Origin of the sequence: Lactobacillus sp. ESL0260 (assembly GCF_003692935.1) — a bacterium.
Taxonomy (GTDB): domain Bacteria; phylum Bacillota; class Bacilli; order Lactobacillales; family Lactobacillaceae; genus Lactobacillus; species Lactobacillus melliventris.
The window spans coordinates 72,312-92,063 of record NZ_REHO01000013.1 but is presented as its reverse complement, the minus strand read 5'-3'; the positions used below and the strand labels follow the sequence as shown (position 1 = coordinate 92,063).

General features: G+C 33.9%; 17 protein-coding genes. 13 read left to right on the top strand and 4 right to left on the bottom strand.

What is annotated here, in order from left to right; genetic code table 11:
* The first annotated feature begins 10 nt into the window (after positions 1-10).
* Complete coding sequence (locus F5ESL0260_RS09465; protein ID WP_158593820.1) at positions 11-175, top strand: hypothetical protein; 165 nt, start codon at positions 11-13, stop codon at positions 173-175.
* A gap of 338 nt (positions 176-513) precedes the next feature.
* Complete coding sequence (locus F5ESL0260_RS06810) at positions 514-870, top strand: DUF6176 family protein (RefSeq protein WP_122026341.1); 357 nt, start codon at positions 514-516, stop codon at positions 868-870.
* Positions 871-959: 89 nt separating this feature from the next.
* On the opposite strand, the gene F5ESL0260_RS06805 is transcribed toward F5ESL0260_RS06810, so the two are convergent.
* The 3 genes from F5ESL0260_RS06805 to F5ESL0260_RS06795 all read right to left on the bottom strand — a co-directional run bounded on the left by F5ESL0260_RS06805 (position 960) and on the right by F5ESL0260_RS06795 (position 4,069).
* Positions 960-2,225 (bottom strand): ABC transporter permease, encoded by a 1,266-nt coding sequence (locus F5ESL0260_RS06805; RefSeq protein WP_122026340.1) that lies wholly within the window; start codon positions 2,223-2,225, stop codon positions 960-962.
* Complete coding sequence (locus tag F5ESL0260_RS06800; RefSeq protein ID WP_122026339.1) at positions 2,222-2,905, bottom strand: ABC transporter ATP-binding protein; 684 nt, start codon at positions 2,903-2,905, stop codon at positions 2,222-2,224. The genes F5ESL0260_RS06805 and F5ESL0260_RS06800 overlap by 4 nt, the downstream gene beginning before the upstream one ends.
* A gap of 90 nt (positions 2,906-2,995) precedes the next feature.
* Positions 2,996-4,069 (bottom strand): S66 peptidase family protein, encoded by a 1,074-nt coding sequence (locus tag F5ESL0260_RS06795; RefSeq protein ID WP_122026338.1) that lies wholly within the window; start codon positions 4,067-4,069, stop codon positions 2,996-2,998.
* A gap of 228 nt (positions 4,070-4,297) precedes the next feature.
* On the opposite strand from F5ESL0260_RS06795, the gene F5ESL0260_RS06790 reads away from it, so the two are divergent.
* The 9 genes from F5ESL0260_RS06790 to F5ESL0260_RS06750 all read left to right on the top strand — a co-directional run bounded on the left by F5ESL0260_RS06790 (position 4,298) and on the right by F5ESL0260_RS06750 (position 15,603).
* Complete coding sequence (locus tag F5ESL0260_RS06790) at positions 4,298-4,612, top strand: PadR family transcriptional regulator (RefSeq protein WP_158593819.1); 315 nt, start codon at positions 4,298-4,300, stop codon at positions 4,610-4,612.
* Complete coding sequence (locus F5ESL0260_RS06785; RefSeq protein WP_122026336.1) at positions 4,605-5,228, top strand: DUF1700 domain-containing protein; 624 nt, start codon at positions 4,605-4,607, stop codon at positions 5,226-5,228. The genes F5ESL0260_RS06790 and F5ESL0260_RS06785 overlap by 8 nt, the downstream gene beginning before the upstream one ends.
* Before the next feature lie 25 nt (positions 5,229-5,253).
* Complete coding sequence (locus F5ESL0260_RS06780) at positions 5,254-6,120, top strand: DUF4097 family beta strand repeat-containing protein (RefSeq protein WP_122026335.1); 867 nt, start codon at positions 5,254-5,256, stop codon at positions 6,118-6,120.
* A 261-nt stretch (positions 6,121-6,381) separates the two neighbouring features.
* Positions 6,382-6,831 carry a PTS sugar transporter subunit IIA gene (locus F5ESL0260_RS06775; RefSeq protein ID WP_110446411.1) on the top strand — a complete coding sequence of 150 codons (450 nt, stop codon included), beginning with the start codon at positions 6,382-6,384 and terminating at the stop codon, positions 6,829-6,831.
* A gap of 3 nt (positions 6,832-6,834) precedes the next feature.
* Complete coding sequence (locus F5ESL0260_RS06770; RefSeq protein ID WP_046325322.1) at positions 6,835-7,152, top strand: PTS fructose transporter subunit IIB; 318 nt, start codon at positions 6,835-6,837, stop codon at positions 7,150-7,152.
* Position 7,153: 1 nt separating this feature from the next.
* Positions 7,154-8,251, top strand: a complete 1,098-nt coding sequence (locus F5ESL0260_RS06765; RefSeq protein WP_122026334.1) for a PTS fructose transporter subunit IIC — start codon at positions 7,154-7,156, stop codon at positions 8,249-8,251.
* Positions 8,252-8,316: 65 nt separating this feature from the next.
* Complete coding sequence (locus tag F5ESL0260_RS06760) at positions 8,317-10,989, top strand: glycoside hydrolase family 38 C-terminal domain-containing protein (RefSeq protein WP_122026333.1); 2,673 nt, start codon at positions 8,317-8,319, stop codon at positions 10,987-10,989.
* An 8-nt stretch (positions 10,990-10,997) separates the two neighbouring features.
* Positions 10,998-13,619, top strand: coding sequence for a glycoside hydrolase family 38 C-terminal domain-containing protein (locus tag F5ESL0260_RS06755; protein ID WP_122026332.1), 2,622 nt, complete (start codon positions 10,998-11,000; stop codon positions 13,617-13,619).
* Positions 13,620-13,671: 52 nt separating this feature from the next.
* The gene (locus F5ESL0260_RS06750) at positions 13,672-15,603 is read left to right on the top strand and encodes a PTS sugar transporter subunit IIA (RefSeq protein ID WP_122026331.1); all 1,932 of its coding nucleotides are present in this window, start codon (positions 13,672-13,674) and stop codon (positions 15,601-15,603) included.
* 196 nt (positions 15,604-15,799) lie between these two features.
* On the opposite strand, the gene F5ESL0260_RS06745 is transcribed toward F5ESL0260_RS06750, so the two are convergent.
* Positions 15,800-16,513, bottom strand: a complete 714-nt coding sequence (locus F5ESL0260_RS06745; RefSeq protein WP_122026330.1) for a GntR family transcriptional regulator — start codon at positions 16,511-16,513, stop codon at positions 15,800-15,802.
* A gap of 128 nt (positions 16,514-16,641) precedes the next feature.
* Here F5ESL0260_RS06745 and F5ESL0260_RS06740 point away from each other — a divergent pair, with 128 nt between their 5' ends.
* Together F5ESL0260_RS06740 and F5ESL0260_RS06735 are read left to right on the top strand one after the other, a co-directional pair.
* On the top strand, positions 16,642-18,003 hold the full coding sequence (locus F5ESL0260_RS06740; RefSeq protein ID WP_122026329.1) for a glycoside hydrolase family 1 protein: 1,362 nt from the start codon (positions 16,642-16,644) through the stop codon (positions 18,001-18,003).
* A gap of 12 nt (positions 18,004-18,015) precedes the next feature.
* Complete coding sequence (locus F5ESL0260_RS06735) at positions 18,016-19,344, top strand: PTS sugar transporter subunit IIC (RefSeq protein WP_122026328.1); 1,329 nt, start codon at positions 18,016-18,018, stop codon at positions 19,342-19,344.
* Positions 19,345-19,752 lie beyond the last annotated feature (408 nt).

Below are 19,752 nucleotides of genomic sequence, written 5' to 3'. Positions count from 1 at the left end.
TTGAACTATTATGAGTAAAAAAATATATCATCAAATAGCTGTTGCTTTAGCAATAGTTTCAATTGTACTTGCAGTCGGGATACTGATCTGGGGAGAAAGAGGGACTGCTTTTATTGCAATTATTCCAGCTGTAATTGCAGATTTAATGGAACGGAAGGTAAAGAAAGTAAAATAATTAACTGGGAGTGTCCTACAAGATTGTAACCAAAGTAAGTTATTGAGTGGTATGAGTTGCTTGTATTTATAAGCTCAGTTCATATATTTTGGAAGTAAATTCACACCATTCAGATGAAGTTAGTTGAAATTTATTGAAACAGTGTTTTCAGAAAAGTGTGGGAATACCTGATATTAAAAGCTTTTTGAAATTTAGTCAAATAAATGTTATTCAAACTAGGTCTTAAGAAAGCGCTAATTATTTATTTTTAACGAATTACACCATTTATTATAAAAAATTAAGGCACCAACATAAGTTCGGTACCTTTTGTTTAGATTAGATAGGATTAAAGTAGAATTATGACAAAAACTGAATTAACCCGTTTTCGCATTAAAAAAGGAAAAGAAGCGAAGGCACAGGAATGGATGGACTTTTTAAATGAACATCATCAAGATACTGTAGCAACAATGGCGGGAGAAAGAATGTATATTGAGACTGTATTTAAAGAGGAGTGTGCGGATGGTTACACATACTTTTATTGGTATTCTATGCAAGGAGAAGGAGGAAATGCAGTCGAAGATTCGGATAGTTATATTGATCAAAAACACTTAGAATATTGGGACGAGTGTATAGATACTGCATATAGGCCAGTGGATATGAAAGTGATGGAAAAACTAGTAGCACCTAAAATCAAATGTATTATAGATGCTGATTAAATAAAAAATCTAATAAGGTGTAGTTATTTGAATAAAAGAAAGGCAAAAAACGTCAGATATTATCTGGCGTTTTTTAATGTTGCAATTATTTATTCATATCTTAAAGCAGTGATTGGATCTAATTTTGCTGCTCGTTTGGCAGGCAATGTTCCTGCTAAAAAGGTAATTAGACAGATGATGCCAATAATTAGTAAGCTACTAGTCCAGTTGAACTGAATTAAGGTAAAACCATCCAGCCCTTTTAAGAATGACTTAGCAGCAAAATTGTTTATGGCACTACCTAAGCCCATTGCCAGTAATAATCCTAATGAAGAGCCAAACAAACCAATTAAGATCGCTTCGCAGCTGAAGATGGAAAATACTTTACCTTTGCTAAGTCCTAATGCCTTCATAAGACCAATTTCTTTTGTACGATCTCTCACTGACATGTACAGGGTATTAATTACTCCAAAGCAGGCAGCTACTAATGCGATAGCTCCAAAAACAATTAAAACCCCAGTGACTGCGTTGAATGTTAGGAAAAGTTCATTGACTGCTTCCTTAAGAGTCATACCGGAATATCCTTTTTTAGTTAAATTATCCTCAACTTTCTTAATGCTGCTGGCACTCTTGTTAACAGGAGTAGCAATGACACTAACATACTTATCTTTTAATGCATGCGGAAGACCTTTTTGGTTGGCAGCAATTATTTTTTGCCCTAAGCCATTACTGTAAATAGCAAAACCTTTTGATACTATACTATCGTTTCTGACTCCAACAACCGTAGCAGATATTTTTGTTTTTTTCCTGGTAACGGGTGATTTTGTCACTAAAGTAACTTTTTTACCGAGTGCATCTTGAGCATTTTTGAAGCCATAAGATTTAACCATTGGTTTAGTGATTAAAATCTGGGCCTTTTTTCCGCTAGTTGCAACTTGGTGACCAACTTTCAGGTCGTAATTGATTCCTTCCGTTATTTGCGCAATTATAAGATATTTAGTTTTATTAGGGCCTTGGACATAGTCAACATCACAGTCCTTTAACGCTTTAAAATCTTTTAAGCCTTTAACAGATTTGATTTTTTTAACGTCGTTTTTGTCCATCATGCCATCAGCGTTTTGACTGCTCTTCTTGGTATTATATTTTTGAGGTTCATTCGTATCTTGACTGGAACTCCCAGGCAAAATTGACATTTGCTCAGTTTTACCAACATTGCCGACTTGCTTTTTCAAATAATCATTAACACCATTATTAATACCCATAGTAATGGCAATAGTTAGGGAACCAATAAAAACAGCAATAATGGTTAGGAATGTCCTTCCTTTATTGTGCCATAAGTTTGTAGCCGCCGAGTTAAGAATATCATGAAATCTCATTGCTGTGTTCCTCCTACCACTTGACCATCTTTAATCTGAATCTGACGTTCACACTTTTTGGCTAAATCCGGATCGTGGGTAACAATTATTAAAGTGATATTTTTTTCTTGATGTAATTTAAATAAAATATTTTCAATATTCTCGCTGGTAGCTGAATCCAAATTTCCTGTCGGCTCATCAGCAAAAATGATTTGGGGATCATTGACTAAAGCACGTGCAATACAGACCCGTTGCTTTTGTCCCCCTGATAGAGCACTTGCCTTATTTTTGACTTTACTTTCTAATCCAACTGCCTTGATTGCTGCTAGAGCTTTTGTACGGCGCTCTCTGCCTGTGACTCCAGCTATTTTTAGAGGAAGCATGACATTTTCCAATACGCTGTCTTGAGCGTTTAAGAAAAACTGTTGAAAAACAAAACCAAATGTTTGATTGCGCAGCTTATTTAATGCTTTATTCTTAATTTTACTTGTGGGTTTATTATTTAAAAAGACGCTGCCAGTAGTGGGGTGGTCAAGAAGTGCCAGGATGTGCATCAAGGTAGACTTACCCGAACCACTTTTGCCAATGATAGCCATCGAATCACCTTTGTTAATCTGTAAATTTATTCCACGTAAGGCATCAAACTTTGTTGCACCTTTGCCATAGGTGCGAGTTACACCACGAGTTTCAAGTAAACTCATAGATTTTCCTTCTTTCTTTGTATCGCTGTAATATATATATAATACACCATGACTAAAAAAAGGCAAATATTTTTTTAAAATAATTTTAGATTAGCCAAACCAGGGTTCCATAACTTTTATCTCTGGTTTTTCAAAATCAATTTGTGTTAGCGCGCCGTATGGCAGTGCAGCACGGGGATAAGCATGTCCAATATTTACATTATATAAAATTGGTGTATTAAAGGTAGCAGTCTCTTCCAGTAAGACTTTTTTATACTCAGAAAAATATTTTTTATCCTGCGGTTTACCAACTAAAATAGCTCGCACATTGCCTAAAATACCCACTTCAGCCAGTTTAGCTACTTCTTTACGATAAAATTCAGGAGCTGGTTTTTCTTCGCATGTTTCTATAAATAATATTTTATCTTGAGCTTCTTCCTCTGTAAGCATGAGATGATATTGACTGGCGATAGGCGGTTCGTCTTCATAACGATTAGGGACTAAGTTATCGTAAAGGCTATCAATACAACCACCCCATAGTCTTGCCAGAATTTTTCCGTGACCGCGTAGCACCTCATAACCAGTATCTTGGTGGTTTATCCTTTTTTTGCCAACTTGGCTGATTGAATAATCAGTTCTTTCTTCATACCAGGTTTCACTAGCAGGAATGATGGTTGCAGGTGAATTCTCAAAATAATGATTTAAAGTTTTTTTGGTGTAAGGTAAAAGTTCGTTTTCTAGCTCTGCTAAATCAGTTAAAAAGCTTGGACCATAAAAAGTTTGCATTCCTAACCTGTAAAACATTAAATGATTATTCGTGGTATCAGAAAAACCACTAAACAACTTGGGATGCTCAAAAACAGCTGTTTTAAATTCCTGATCTGCCATTAAATAAGGCAGTGTCTTGTAGGTATCATCCCCACCAATTGCGGCAATGATTCCTTTGATATCTGGTTCTAAAAATGCTGCTTTTAAATCGGCAGCGCGTTCAGCAGGATGACTTTTGATGTATTTAATACCGCTGAGAGCATGGGGCATAAAAACAGGCTGTAAACCAAGTTGCTTCATGTGCTTAATTCCTTGTTTAAGTTCATGAGAAGCAAAATTCTCTCCCAGAGTACCAGCTGATAAACTGACTATTGCTATCTTATCTCCAACCTGTAAATGTTGTGGTTTCATTAACATAGATTGAACCTCCATTATTAAAAATAGTTATTAGTTTTTAATCTTACTATAAAAACTTGGCCTAGAAAACCTTAGTGAATGTGTAAATTTAAGAAACAAACAAAGGGATAAAGGTTTGCAAAATTTGAGAATGGAAAAATAATTCAGTGAAAGTTCCATTAATTGCTTGAAAGCATTTTGATTAAGCTCTACAATATTATATATAATATAATAATGGAGGAAATAATTATGACGATAGTAATTCCAAATCGTCTTCTGGATGGAGTTGTCTTAGCTTTTATTAAAGAAAACAGTGGTTATAGTCGTGGAATAACAAACTGGGCTAAAGCAACTTTTGGTATTTCTGAGTCTGCCATCTATCCTGTCTTGAAAAGATTAGGGGAAAACAAATTCTTATTAGTTGGTACCAGGCTTTTTCAGGGAAGAAGCAGGAATTACTATCAAATTACTGCTTCAGGTAAAGCAGAATTAAAAACAATTAAAAAAGAGTGGTACAGTTTTAGCACTAAGATATATCAAATTATGGGAGAAGAAAATGAATAAAGTTATTGATAATTATATTTTGCAGTTAAAGCAAAATCTTGTTAATTTGCCTAATTCTGATATGCAAGATGTTGTGGAATTTTATCATGAGTTTTTACTTGACGGCAATTACCATAATGAATCAGAGATAATTGCTGAGTTAGGGACTCCCAAGCAATTAGCACGCAAAATTATGGCGGACTATTCAGTTTCAATACCTGAAAGAGAAGAGGCACACAAAACCAGCTCCAAGTCTAACTTAAAAACCATTTGGGTTATTTTATTGGGAGTTCTGGCTGCACCCATCGGCATACCATTAGCATTAGCAGCAGTAATAGTTATGGTAGCAGTATTGATTGCATTGGCCGCAATCTTTATTGCTTTAGCTATCATTATTACCTCTTTATTCATCGCTGGTGCTTTTATATTGATTAGATCGTTTGGACTGCTTTTTGGTGGCTACTGGGCTTCAGGCTTTTTCTATGTTGGAGGAGGTTTAGTTTTAACATGTGTTAGCTTAATGCTATTCCCAGTAATTATGAAGTTTATTCGCTTCCTAACTGCAGAATGTGCTGCTTTTTTTCAACACATTGGCCGGAAAATTTTCAAGCAGCGTTACTATAAAACCAATGTTTAGATGAGTGAGGAGGACTGGATTAATTATGAAAAAGTTTTATCGTATATGTGGATTGGCCATAACTGTTGGTCTTGTTATGATGCTCGTTGGCTGGTCTAATAACGGTGTAAGACCAATAATTGCTAATCATAACCACTTTACTTTGACCGCTATTGATGATTCTAAGCTCACACGTACATATACTTCAAACCACAAATTTAATAAAGTTTTTATTCAAACTGATTCCTCTGATGTTTTTCTTCATTCGGGCAAAAAATACCAAGTTAATGTTACTGGAGTTAATCCAGATGCAGTACAAGTCAAATTAGCAAATAACCGTTTGGATATCTATGAGCCCAGACCTATTGCAATCAATTGGCGTAAAATTGGTTCCAGAATTGACGTAACTGTTCCTCAAAATGTTCACTATACTGAATTTGATAGCGACAGTAATCACGGAAACATCAGATTAAAAGACCTGAAAGCTAATGCAAATTTTGTGAGTTGTATGGATGGTTATTTAGATATTGATAATATTGACGCGAAAAATACAAGTTTAATAACTGGTGGCAATCATAGATTAACACTCAATAACTCTGATCTGGGTAATGCAGAAGTTAAAATAGATGGAGGTTGGTGCAGACTTTTAAATTGTCGTTCAACAATGATTCTGGATGCTTCTAACGCTAATATTACAATTAACAATTCACAACTTAGCAATAGAAATTCTTTTACTTTACAAAGTAGCAGTTTAGTAATTAAAAATACGCCTAACCTAAGTTACCAGTTGACAGCAGATGGCAAAGCAATTAGGTATAAGGGTTCAAAGCCTTATGAAAACTTCATCAAAAAGAACTCCAAGAAAAATTTTCTTTTGGTTGATTCAACAGAAGGAACTATTACTATTAAGTAAAAGTATAGCAGGCTCTTTTATCATCAAACTAAGTCCTGAAAGTCAAATAACTTTCAGGGCTATTTTTATAGTTAAACTTTTAGAAAAAACTTAGATTATAAAACAGCTTGTATTAAACAAACCTAGTTAAACAGGATTATGACTACATTAAATATGATTTTTCCAATTTAAATGGAAAATACTGGTACTTACAAATTAATTATTAAAAGATAATATATTTATTGAAAAGGTTTTCAAATAAGAAAAGAAGTGAAGACATAAATGAAATTTTCTGCCGATGATGTTTTTTTAGATGTCAATGAAGCTAGCGTAGAAGACTTTTTACAATATGCAGCCAAAGCGGCATATGATGCAGGCTATACCAATGACATTGAAAAATTAGATCAAAGTTTTTTGGCAAGAGAGCAAGAATTTTCAACAGGACTTGAAGATGGATTTGCAATTCCGCATGCTAAAACAACAGCGGTTAAAAAACCGGGTTTTCTTTATTTTAGATTAAGTCAGCCTTTAAACTGGAAGACATATGATAAAAAGCCAGTCACTGATGTTTTTGCATTGATGGTCCCACCCGAAAATGCAGGAGACAAACATTTGCAAATGCTGGCCAATTTATCAACGGCATTGTTGGAAAAAGATTTTAAAGAAAAATTACGCAGCCTTTCTTCTAAAGAAATGATTGCACAATTTATTAATGAAAAGATTGGAGAATAAAAAATGAATGTAGTAGGAGTTTCTGCTTGTCCAGCAGGCTTGGCCCATACCCCAATGGCAGCTAAGGCTCTAGAAAAAGCTGGTAAGGAATTAAATTGGAATGTCAAAATTGAGCAACAAGGAATGATGGGACCAGTTAACGCTATTTCCCAGAAAGAAGCAGATGCAGCTGATTTTGTCTTAATTGCTTCTGATCAAAAAATAACTAGTATGGACAGATTTAAGGGCAAGCCAGTTATTCGAGTAGATATTAACACTTGCATTAAGGCACCTAAAGCTGTTTTGAAGAAATGTGCTGCTGCAATTAAGAAGGAGAATTAGTATGAAAAGAATTTTGAAAGAGTGGGAAGGAGCAATCATGAGTGGGATCTCATACATGATCCCAACTGTTATCGGTGGTGCACTTGTTGTTGGTGTACCGCAATTGATTGGTATGTGCTTTGGCTATGGTAATTTATCTAAGTTTGCTAAAACCGGTGGCTTTTTCCATATTCTTTATCAAATAAACTCAGTAGGTTGGATTGGTATTGGCTTAGTTAACTTGGTAATTGGTGGCTATATTGCTTACGCTCTCGGTGACAAACCAGCTTTAGGTGCTGGTTTTATCGGTGGTCAGTTAGCTACTAATAATCAACTTGGCTTTATTGGAGCCATCGCTGCTGGACTCATTGCCGGCTATGTAGCACGTTGGTGCCGCAAGATTAAAGTTCCAGATAAATGGAATTCGGCAATTGAACTTATTGTCATGCCGCTTTTAACTGTTGGCTCAGTGGCGCTCTTTGTAGGTGTTATTTTAACGCCACCACTAGCTTGGATTAATAATGGCTTAACATCTTGGGTTAAGTATATGGTCGAACAAAAGACTAATGCTGTCTTATTAGCTGCCATTATGGGAGGCATGATCGGTGTTGACCTGGGTGGACCAGTTAATAAAGCAGCTTGGGGAGTAGGAAACTTCTTCTTTATAGAAGGCATTTATCAGCCATGTTTATATACCAACATTGCTATTTGCGCTATTCCAATGGGTTATGCGCTTATGAGTTTCATTTGGCCTAAGAAGCGATTTTCTGCCGAATTATTAGAAATGGGACATAACAACTTAATTATGGGAACTTTTGGTATTACTGAAGGTGCGATTCCATTCATGATGAAGGCCCCACAACTGATAATTGTTAATGTACTTGGTGGAGCTCTAGGTTCGGCCACAGGTGCATTTTTAGGAGTGAAATCCCATATTCCACCTTTAGGCGGTTTACCCGGAATTTTGACTGCAGATAATATTTTTGCTTATCTTGCTGGTATTTTTGTTTGTGCTTTATTTATAGCTATAGTTGCACCATTAATTGCTGACTTTACAGATAAGGATTCATCTGGTGATGAATCAGTGAGTGACGAAGACATCGAGTTAAATATTCAGTAGAAATAAAAACTATAGTTTAAGAAAATATTCCTTTTAAGCTATAGTTTTTTTATTTAGGAGACAGAATGATAAAAAAAGTTTTTGTTGTCCCGCATACTCACTGGGACAGAGAATGGTTTTTTACTTCAGAACGAGCTAAAGCATATTTAATTAAAGACTTAAAAGATGTAATTGATCATTTAGAAAAAAACGAAAAGTACGGTAGCTTTTTATTAGATGGTCAAACTTCTTTAATTGAAGATTATTTATCTTGGCGTCCGCAAGATATTGAGCGTGTAAAAAAATTAGTTAAAGAAAAGAAACTTTTCTTAGGACCATGGTATACCCAAACTGATCAGTTCATGGCATCTGGTGAAAGTATCATTAATAACCTCAGAATCGGGACAAGTGCCGCATCTAATTTAGGAGGATACATGAATGTAGCTTATGTACCGGACTCGTTTGGTCAAGAGTCAAGTTTGCCGCAAATATACTCTAGTTTTGGCATCAAAGATGCAGTTTTATATCGTGGCTTTTCAATGGCGGACACTAAAAAATCTGAATTTATTTGGCAGGGTGAAGATGGTTCCCGAATTAATGTGTTTCGCATGGCTTGTGGCTATTTTATCGGGGGCGTAATTGATGAAAATAAGTTATCAGCATTAATGAAAACTGAACCCTTCAAAACTGTAGTCCAACAAGCAACAACAAATAACATTTTATTTCCGAATGGTTCAGATATGGCTCCATTAAGACATGACTTGCCAGATTTAATTACAAAGTTAAATGATGCTAACGAGAAAGAATACCGATTTAAGGTAGCATCGTTGCCAGAATATATTGCTGCAGTGAAAAAAGATAAGCCTGACATGGCAGTGGTTAGAGGTGAGCAGGATTGCGGCAAAGATATGCGTGTTCACAAGTCGATCTATTCTTCTCGAGCAGATATCAAAAAATTAAATACGGAATTACAAAATTATCTCACTAACATTGTGCAGCCTGTTTTGTCCATGGGCAGTTATTTTGGTCTAAATTATCCTTTTGCAGCAATAAAAAGCTTGTGGCAAAAAATGGGTAAAAATGCGGCACACGATTCAATGGGTAATTGTGTATCTGATAGAGTTAACAATGCGATAAAAATGCGGTATCTGGAAGTGAAAGATACTGCTGAAAGCTTAGTTGATTCTACTTTACGGTTCATTTCTACACATATTAAAAGTGAAAAGTATCCGATTACTTTGACAGTATTTAATACATTGCCCTTTGTAAGAGATAAAGTAATTAATAAGACTCTGTATATTCCAAGTCGCAATTTTAAGATTGTCGATTATGAAAACAATGAGATAGCATACGAAATTAATTCAATCAAAGATAACACTAATTTGATAAAGGGTGCCACTATCCAACTAAATCCGGGAGAAAATATTTATACCCCGAAAAAAGTTTACTGTATCAACTTGAATATTGATTTTGGTGAAATTCCGCCTTATGGTTATAAGCAATTTTACCTAATACCACTTGAGGACAAGGAAATAGAGTTAAACGAGTTAGCAATTGCTGATACGAAAATTGAAAATGAGTATTATCAAATTTCTGTTAACACAGATGGCAGTTTGAATATTTTAGATAAACTGAATAAAAAGCTTTATTTAAATCAAGTAATTCTAGAAGAAAACGGTGACGGGGGAGATTCATATAATTATTCACCTGCAAAAAAAGATTTAATAATCTATTCGACTAGTCAAAAACATCAGGTGCAGGTATCGCATGGCAAATTGCAAGATAAATTAATTATCTTGTTTAATTACATGGTTCCTAAAAATTTGGAAATGAGAAGTCAGGGAATAACCGACACTAAAATGCCTGTAAAAATGGTTGTTAAATTAACCAAGTCCGCTAAAATGATTAAGTTTAAAGTTCAAGTTGATAATACTAAGCCGTTGAGTCACAGACTCTGCGTTGATTTTGCTAGTCAACTTGATACTAATTTTAGTATTGCGGATATTCAATTTGGCACAATCAAACGTCCTCTTGCAAAAGAGGAAGACTTAGCAGATTGGGCGCAAAATCAAGAAAAATGGCAAGAAAAACCAATTTCTATCAATACAATGCAAAGTTTTGTGTGTCTTTCAAATGCTAAAAGAAATATAGCTGTTATTCCACAAGCGGTCAGAGAATATGAGTGCCTAGGTAAAAAGGATTCTGTTATAAGATTGACCCTTTTCCGCACTTTTGGCATGCTAGGCAAAAGTGATTTATTATATCGTCCTGGTCGCGCCTCCGGGGATGAAACAGTCCCGACGCCTGACGCGCAATTAAATCATAAATTGGAATTTAAATTTGCACTGACTACAGGACAATCCAGTTATGATCAGTCAAATTTAGCTAATGAAGTTAAGGACTACGAATCTCCTTTGCAAGTCTACGAGTATGCAGAATTTTTAAACGGTAGGCTAACTTTTCCACTAAATCCGTGTAGACAGTTTTTAGAACCTGAATTTAGCTTATTTAAAACTGAAAACAAGTTGACAGTAAGTACAATTGAAAGATCAAGGTCTGGTCTAGGATATTGTTTACGACTCTATAACCCCAAATTTCACCAAGTGAGTGAACAAATTACGTTTGCTAAACAGCCAAAGATAGTTCAACTAGTTGATTTAAGGGAGCGTATTTTACAAGATTTAAAAATTAAGAATAAGCAAGTAATTTTACCAAAAATTGGGCACGCTAAGTTTATGACAATTTATTTTGAGTTTTAGGAGATATTATGGTTAAAGCATATTTTGTTAATCACACTCATTGGGATCGTGAATGGTACTTTACTACGCAAGATGCACAGGTATTGAGCGATCAATTATTTACAGAAGTATTGAACGAACTTGAAGAACATCCGGAGGCTAATTTTACTCTTGATGGTCAGATGTCTATTGTAGATGAATACGTTGAGATTCATCCTGAAGCCAAAGGTAGAATTCATAAATTAGTTAATCGGGGACAACTCTTCATTGGGCCTTGGTATACTCAAACAGACGCTCTTGCCCCTAATGCTGAATCTTTAATAAGAAATCTGATTATCGGAATTTTAGATGCCAGACAAAATTATGGTGAACCGATGCTATTAGGTTATTTACCAGATACCTTTGGTTTCAACGCAAATTTACCGATGATTTTAAATCAAGTGGGAATTCATGACTTTCTATCGTGGCGCGGTACGAATTTTAAGAGACAAACTAAATCCGTCTATTTTAAATGGAAAGCGTTAGGTGGAAAAGCAGTATTTGCTGCCAATTTCCCTTTAGGCTATTTTACTGGGCAAATAGATCTGGAATCAAAGCGCAATTTAAAGGATTTTGTCAAAAACCGGCTGGATAAAGGGATAGATTTTGAAGCATTACATGGCAATAATTCTGAAGTCCTTGTACCCTCTGGCATAGATCAAATGAATATAATTCATGATCTTTCGAAGACAATTGCTCGTGTAAATCAGTATTCTAAACATGAAGTTGTAATTAGTTCATACCCCGAATTTATGCAAAAATTGCGGACGAAAAAATTACCTGAGTTTCAAGGAGAACTGAGATATCCCACTTATTCCAGAGTCCATAGAACCATTTGCTCTGTCAGATCTAGAAATAAACGTAAAAACTTTAAACTTGAGCAAGTTATAACTCGGCGTTTGGAACCTTTAATGGTAATCGCCCAATATGCAGGTATTCCAATTTCAAATGGCATAGTTATTAAGTTATGGAAATTGTTGTTCAAAGTGCAACCACACGATACGATGGGTGGCAGTGTTACTGATAACGTGGCGCTAGACATCAATGAGCGCTACAAACAGGCTCTTGAAATAGCAGACGGTTTAGAAAATTACATTAAGAAAAGGTTGGCTCAACGGCTTTCATTATCAGATCATGACGTTTTGGTTTTTAATACAGATCCTTATAGCTTTAAGGGGCGGAAAGTCGTAGAAATTATTTCTAGTTCTGCTAATGTTAAGTTTCCAACTCAAAATAAAGCAGTCATTGTGGACTGCAAAGAAGTCAAATCCAGACCTCACATTATGCAGTTAACTCCTAATGGTTATGAATTTAAAGACGAACCTGGCTATTTCAAATTAAAAGTTAGTATACATGTTGAAATGAAGGGCTTAGGCTATCAGGTTATTCATTTTGAGAATAGTGAGAGCGTAGTGCCTAAGCTTAGTCTACAAAAGGGCAGTTCGATCGCAAATAAGGAAACTACAGTTAATTATCTGGATGGCAAATTTAATTTAGTTACTAAAAATAAAACTTTTACGGATGTCATCAGTGTTTATGATCAAGCAAATGATGGTGACACATATGACTTTTCGCCACTGAAAAATGATCGCGAAATGCGCCTTCCGTGGCAGGGAAAAATTAAGTTTGCTAAGGCAGAAGACATCGAGACACTGCAATTAAGTGGTTCCTGGTCATTACCTTATGATTTAGAGGACAGAGCTAACAGTCAAAATGCGAAGCAAGTAGTGGTAAATTTCCAGCTTACTTTGACTATGGTTGCTAATTCTCCAGTGATATCAGCTAAGTTGATAGTGGATAATCAGGCTCTTTCTCACCGCTTAAGACTTAGATTGAAAACTGGTCTTGAAACAGATAATGTTCATGCACAAATCCAGGGTGGATTTAGAAAAACAACTAATGAAAAAATTGCTGATAACTGGAACGATGAATTTGTTGAAAAACCGGTGAATATTTATATTTTTGATCGTTGTGTCGGTTTAAATAATTCAAAGGTAGGATTGTACTTTTTAGGAGAAGGTCAAAAAGAATATGAAAAAAAGGATGATTCACTTTTTATTACTTTAATGGATACAACCGGTCAGCTGGGGAAACCGAACTTATTATGGCGACCAGGTAGAGCTTCTGGTGACACTACATCCGTTGGCCATGTGATGATGTCTACTCCAATGGCACAAGAGTTGGGTGTTAATGAGTTTCATTTTGGCTTATATGTTCCAAGCGGAAGTCAATTAAGAGAAGAAAATCTGTCTCAAGTTATTTCTAGATGGTATTCTCCTGCAGTCAGTTACCAAATGCAAAAACATAATCTGTTCATAAATAGGCTAGATAACAAATTGTGGGATGTAGAATTTGCACCAAATTTGCCTCAACTTAAGAAAACCGAAAATTGGCTGAATATTAATAGTGACATTGAAGTTTCTGCACTTTATTTGTCTTATACAATAAAAAAACATTTGGTACTGCGTCTGTCTAATATGACTAACGCAGAAAAAGATGTTTCATATCTTAAAGATAAAGATTTTATTGAAGTTGATGGCTTAGAAAAATTTATTGCACAAGATTTTAAAATTGCGCCTTATGACATGATTACTTTAATAAAAAAGATCTAGGTTAAGCGCAAGTATTTACTGAAAGAAGTGCAAATGAAAATGAGGTGATAATTTGAAACTATCCTATAAACGATTAGGACAAATTCTTGAACTTTTATTGAATGATTCTGCCAATCGCTACGTTTCAACCTCCTTTTTAGCACAAAAGTGTAATGTAAGCACGAGGACTATCAGATCCGATATTCAAGCTTTAAATAAAGAATTAACTATTTTTAAGGTGACTATCAAAAATAAACGGGGTGCTGGTTTTTATTTAACAAATGTAGATGCAGAAACTAGAGCTAAGTTACTCAAAGTTGCTAAAAGTGATTTGCCGGTTACTAGGTCAGAGGAGCGTATTGCTGCAGTTGAGCAATATTTACTGGTAAATGATAGGGTAAAATTATCAGATTTAGTGGAAAAGTTTTTCATTAGTGATAATACCTTTTTTTCATACCTTGTAACTATTAAAAAAGAATTTAGTAAATTTAATCTTAAAGTAAATAAATCAAATGATGTTTATAGAGTAAAAGGTTCTGAAGCAGATAAACGAAACTTTATTATTGCAAAGTTAATTAATAAAAAATCAGATAATTATATTATTGACTTCACTGAAAAAGAAAGAACCATTTTAGCTAATGTCGATCTAGATAAGTTAAAAAAACTTATCCATGCGTTTTTAAGACATTATAGTTATCATATTTCTGACATTAACACTAAAAATATTATTTTGCATTTCGCATTAACTATTTCACGAATCAAATTAAACTTTCATTTGGAAGCAAGTACACATGCAAATATCAAAAAGGATGTGCTGCAAAATTTAAAAGAATTATTTGTAAAAATAGAAAGTGAATTTGAAATTAAACTAAATCAAAAAGAAAAAGATGATTTGGTATATCACTTTGCATTAAACTTTCCTGAATGTGTTATCTATACCAATAAGTCTAATGCTAAAGAAAGTATTGCAAAAGCAGTCACCTTTTTTTTGCAAAATATTAAGAGTGAATTTGCTATCAACCTTTTAAACGATCAGGAATTGCGGGTGAATTTAATTCAACATTTGACGAATTTAGTTAAGATTAAAAAAGTAAATGGTAAGCGTAAAAACCCATTATTAAATGTGATCTTGTCGACTTTTCCGTATGCCTATGAAATAACTGCCTATTCTGCTCCCATTTTGGAACGCATGCTAGATCTTAAATTAGATGATGATGAGTTGTCTTTTATAACTCTTCATATTGGTGCTTCGATTGAAAGACAAGGTAGTCGTTCTTCAAAGAAAAATGCCGCACTGATATGTGGTTCTGGAGTCTCAACTGCAGTTTTGGTAAGGGCAAAATTGGAAACACAGTTTGCCGCTTTTTTGAACATTACCGGTACATATACTTATGATGAATACCTAGAAGGCAAAGCAAATAATAACGATTTTTTGATTTCAATGGTACCTATTAGCAATGCTGCCGTTCCAGTAATACAAATAGATTTAGCAAATTTTCACAATGATATTTTACAATTATCAGATTATTTAAAATCACTCAATAATCCATACCGGGCAATTGATAAATTGTTTGATGAAGATAATATTTATCTATTAAAAGCAAAATTGTCTAAAAATGAACTTTTAGATATGTTAATTAAAAAATTAGAGCAAAAAAAGATTGTTAATAAAGACTTCAAAGAAAAAGTATATGAAAGAGAAAAAATGTATTCAACAGCGATTGGTGGTAAAATTGCAATACCGCACTCTTTGGGCTATGCTACTAATAAATCTAAGGTTTGTTTTGCACGTCTTTCACAGCCGATTATGTGGGATGAAAAAAATGAAGTAAAATACGTTTTTTTATTAGCAATTGCTCGACAGGACTATTTAAGTATTCAAAAATTATTTGATTTTATTGTCGATTTACAGACTAATTCTACATTTAGAGAAATTATTGATAAAAGTTCTACTCCTAACGATGTTAAAACAGCAATCAGTAAATTGATTCAAAATAGTTATTGAGATGATCTGATTTTAAATAATTAACTAGAAAAATTTATTCTTTTCAACAGGCATTACTACATTTTTCTGACTTATTTTAAAGGATCGTAATACTCCTTAGTTGATGTGAATACATAAGTAAAAAAATTTATATAATTAATGAAGGCACAAGATTTGGATTTCCAACTTGTGCTCTTTGTTTGTATATTACTGAAATTTAAACCTGATTTAAAGTTAATTCGCCTTGATCGTATCTGTTTCTGGTTTGGGAATATTCAAAAGGAATGCCATTATCCAAAAAACAAATTTGTTCCACTTCAAATACAGGGTCAGTGGCAGAGCACTCTAGATAAAGCTGATCATAGGCATCTGGTTTGTCAGCACGAAAGGTACGATTGGCTTTGCCGATTTTCAAATTTAATGTATTTTCTATATAACCATAGATCGACTTTTGAAGAACATCCATTGTAATTCCAGGAATAACTTTGATAGGCATGACAGTATACTCAAGTCTGGCAGGGAAATCATTTAAAAGCCTTTGTCTAATAATGTCGTAGACCAAATCACTCATACCCAATTTGAGAAAGAAAGCTTCTTTATCTGTAGGTTCTCTGATGTCGAACGAAATCACATGACTAGTTAATAGTTTATTGTTCATTAGGCGTTCGGTGAAGCCAACGTGTGCCGTGGCATTATCTTTTTTGGAAATTTCCGTTTCATTATCAGCTAATATTAGAGTACCATGGCCTCTAATTGGTTTAACAATACTCTTATATTCCAAAAAACGTAAAGACTTAACTATCGTAACTTTGCTTGTCTTATATAAACAGGACAGTTTACTAATTTTGGGCAACTTCTTTTGATATTTGTGTGTCAAAATATCTTGCTCAATTAAATTAGCAATTTTAATATATTTAGGTTTCTTAGCCATTTTACTACCTCAAATTCGTAAGTAAATAAAATCATTTACTTATACTTCAATCATTGTTTACATGAAATTAAAAGAGCAATAACATATTACTTGAAAGCGCTTTTAATAGTTAGAAAGAAGAATCAAAAATGACTAAATTTTTCTGGGGCAACTCTACGTCTAGTATGCAGACAGAAGGTGGTTGGAATGAAGGAGGTAAAAGCCTATCCGTATATGACATTCGTAAATCAGGACCACATACCAGTGACTGGCATTTTGCAAATGATAATTATCATCATTTTAATGAAGATTTTGATTATATGCAAGATTTGGGAATGAATATGTATAGATTTCAAATTTCATGGTCACGTATTATCAAAAATGGTGACGGTGAAGTAAATGAAGAGGGCTTAAAGTATTATGATAAATTAGTGGACGCACTTCTTAAACGTAATATCCAACCAATGATATGCCTTTATCATTTTGATATGCCACTACATTTGGCAGAAGATTTTAATGGCTTTATAAGTAAAAAAGTTTGTACTGATTTTATTCGTTACGGCAAGATAGTTGTCGATCATTTTGCACCTAAAGTTAAATATTGGATAACATTTAATGAACAAAATTTATATCATACTTCTGGTGCATTTAAAGTTTCTGGTTACATTCATGGAAATAAATCATTAACGGATTTATATCAGATTTCACATAATGTTATGTACTGTCATGCTGCAATTGCAAATTATATTCATGAAACAACAGATGCTAAAGTTGGTGGCATGCTCGCCTATAACCAAGTATATCCAGCTACTTCCAGTCCTGCTGATGCTTTTGCTGCCCATCAAATAGATGAATTTTTAAATTTTAATCTTTTAGATGCTTTTAGTTATGGCAAGTATTCAGATGCTGTAATTAAATTTGTTCACAATAACCAGATCAATATTGAAGTAACAGATAAAGAGAAGAATGAAATTTCAAAATTACGGAGTGATTTCTTGAGTTTTAGTTATTATGCTTCAAGCACCATAAATTCAAGTAAAATTCCGGCAGAGACAGCACCAAATATGTATCAAGATTATGGTAGAGAAAAAAATCCTCATTTAAAATCAACAGAATGGGGTTGGCAAATTGATCCACTAGGATTTAGGGATGTGTTAAATAAAATTTATCAACGCTATCATTTGCCTGTTTTTCCTATTGAAAATGGTATAGGTGTGCGAGAAAAATGGGATGGACATCACCAAATAGAAGATGACTATCGAATTGACTATCATAGAGCCCATATTAAAGCTTTACAAAAAGCTGTCACAGAAGACGGTGTTGAAGTTATGGGCTACCTTGGTTGGGGCCTAATTGATATTTTAAGTTCTCAGGGTAATATGGAAAAACGCTATGGTGTCGTTTATGTCAATCGGACTAATCATGATTTACGAGATATGAAAAGAGTACCTAAGAAGAGTTATTTTTGGCTCAAAAAAGTTATCCATTCTAATGGACAAGATTTAAGTTAGAAAGGAAATAAAATGAATAATTCAGCTAGTACGCAGAATCATCCAAAACTACAAAAATTTTTGGATAAATTTACTGATATTTCTGTGAAAATTGGTAATCAGGTTCATTTAAGGTCATTAAGAGATGCTTTTGCTACTTTGATGCCTATGTTTATTTTGGCTGGCGTAGCGGCACTTTTTAATAATGTTGTTTTTACCTGGCTTTTTAAAGGAGCAACACTAGCAAGGTTTCAGGTTTTCGGGACTGCATTAACAAATGGTACATTAAACGTTGCTAGTATTTTGGTAGCGCCCATGATTGCATATTTTTTGGCCAAAAACAAATCCTTTGAAAATCCAATTTCCGCCACGGTAATAGCTTTATCAGCCGTTTTCATTATGTTGGCAATTAATGTTAGTGTAGTTCCAAATGGATCTAAAAAAGCGGTTGATATTACTGGAGCAGTTCTGTATTCCCAAGTAGGTACTAAAGGAATGTTTGCTGGGATAATTATAGGTTTACTTGCTACCGAGATTTACATGAAATTTTCAAAAATTAAGGCTTTAAAAGTTAACTTGGGAGATCAAGTACCTCCTGCTGTGGGACAAAGTTTTACAGTATTATTTCCTTCGTTATTAACTCTTAGTTTATTTGGGATTTTTGCTGCTATATTTGCCTACTTTAATACTGATTTAGTTACGTTAATTTCAAGACTGGTTCAAGAGCCTTTACGATCAATTAATACTTCATTACCAGGCTTTTTATTAATATATTCTTCAGGTAATTTTTTGTATACTTTAGGTATTCACCAAACTGTTATTAATGGTTCCCTTTTAGATCCACTAAACCTAGTAAATATGAATGAAAATATGGCCGCTGTTACAGCACATAAAATGCCCACTCATATTATAAACTCAGATTTTGTAACAGTTTATTCTCAAATGGGCGGCACCGGCTTAACAATTTCTTTGATAATAGCGGTGCTATTGGTTTCTCATTATCAGCCTTATAAAGATGTTGTTAAATTAGCAGCAATTCCAGGAATTTTTGAAATTAATGAACCGATTATCTTTGGTTTCCCAATTGTTTTCAATATTCCAATGATTATTCCATTTGTTTTAAGCCCTGTCATCGGCTCACTTATTGGTTATTTTGCCACTGCTGTTGGATTTGTGAGACCCTTAGCATATATGGTTCCATGGACTACTCCACCAATTTTAAGTGGCATTTTATCAAGTGGTGGGGACTGGAAAGTTGTGTTAGTCCAAATAATAATACTCGCTGTATGTACCATCTTTTATATACCATTCATTAAAATTTCAGAACGTGTTGCAAGAAAACAAGCTGAGATTACGAATTAGAAAATTTAAGTATGTTCGACTATTAGTCAGATTATAAAAAGTACTTTATAAAACGCTTTAAATAACAAAATTAATTATTTAGCAAAAAACTGAGCTTTTTCAGCCTTATAATGCTAATAGTATAAGCATTAAAGTAGCTCAAAAATAACAATTCATGTAAAATAATAATAAGCTTGTATAGGAAAGAGGATGCTTAGTTTAGAAATTAAATTTTTAAGCTAAAGACAATTTATAAAAAACGTTGTTAATTAACAACTACTTTTTAAATACTAAATGAGCAGAAAACTTCGGATAGCTATCAGAGGCTTTCTGCTTTTTTAAAAGTAAATAACTCATTGTCTTTAATACATAAAATTAAATTTAGGTCTATAAAGAGCCATATAACTTCTGTAAATTAACTTATCTATA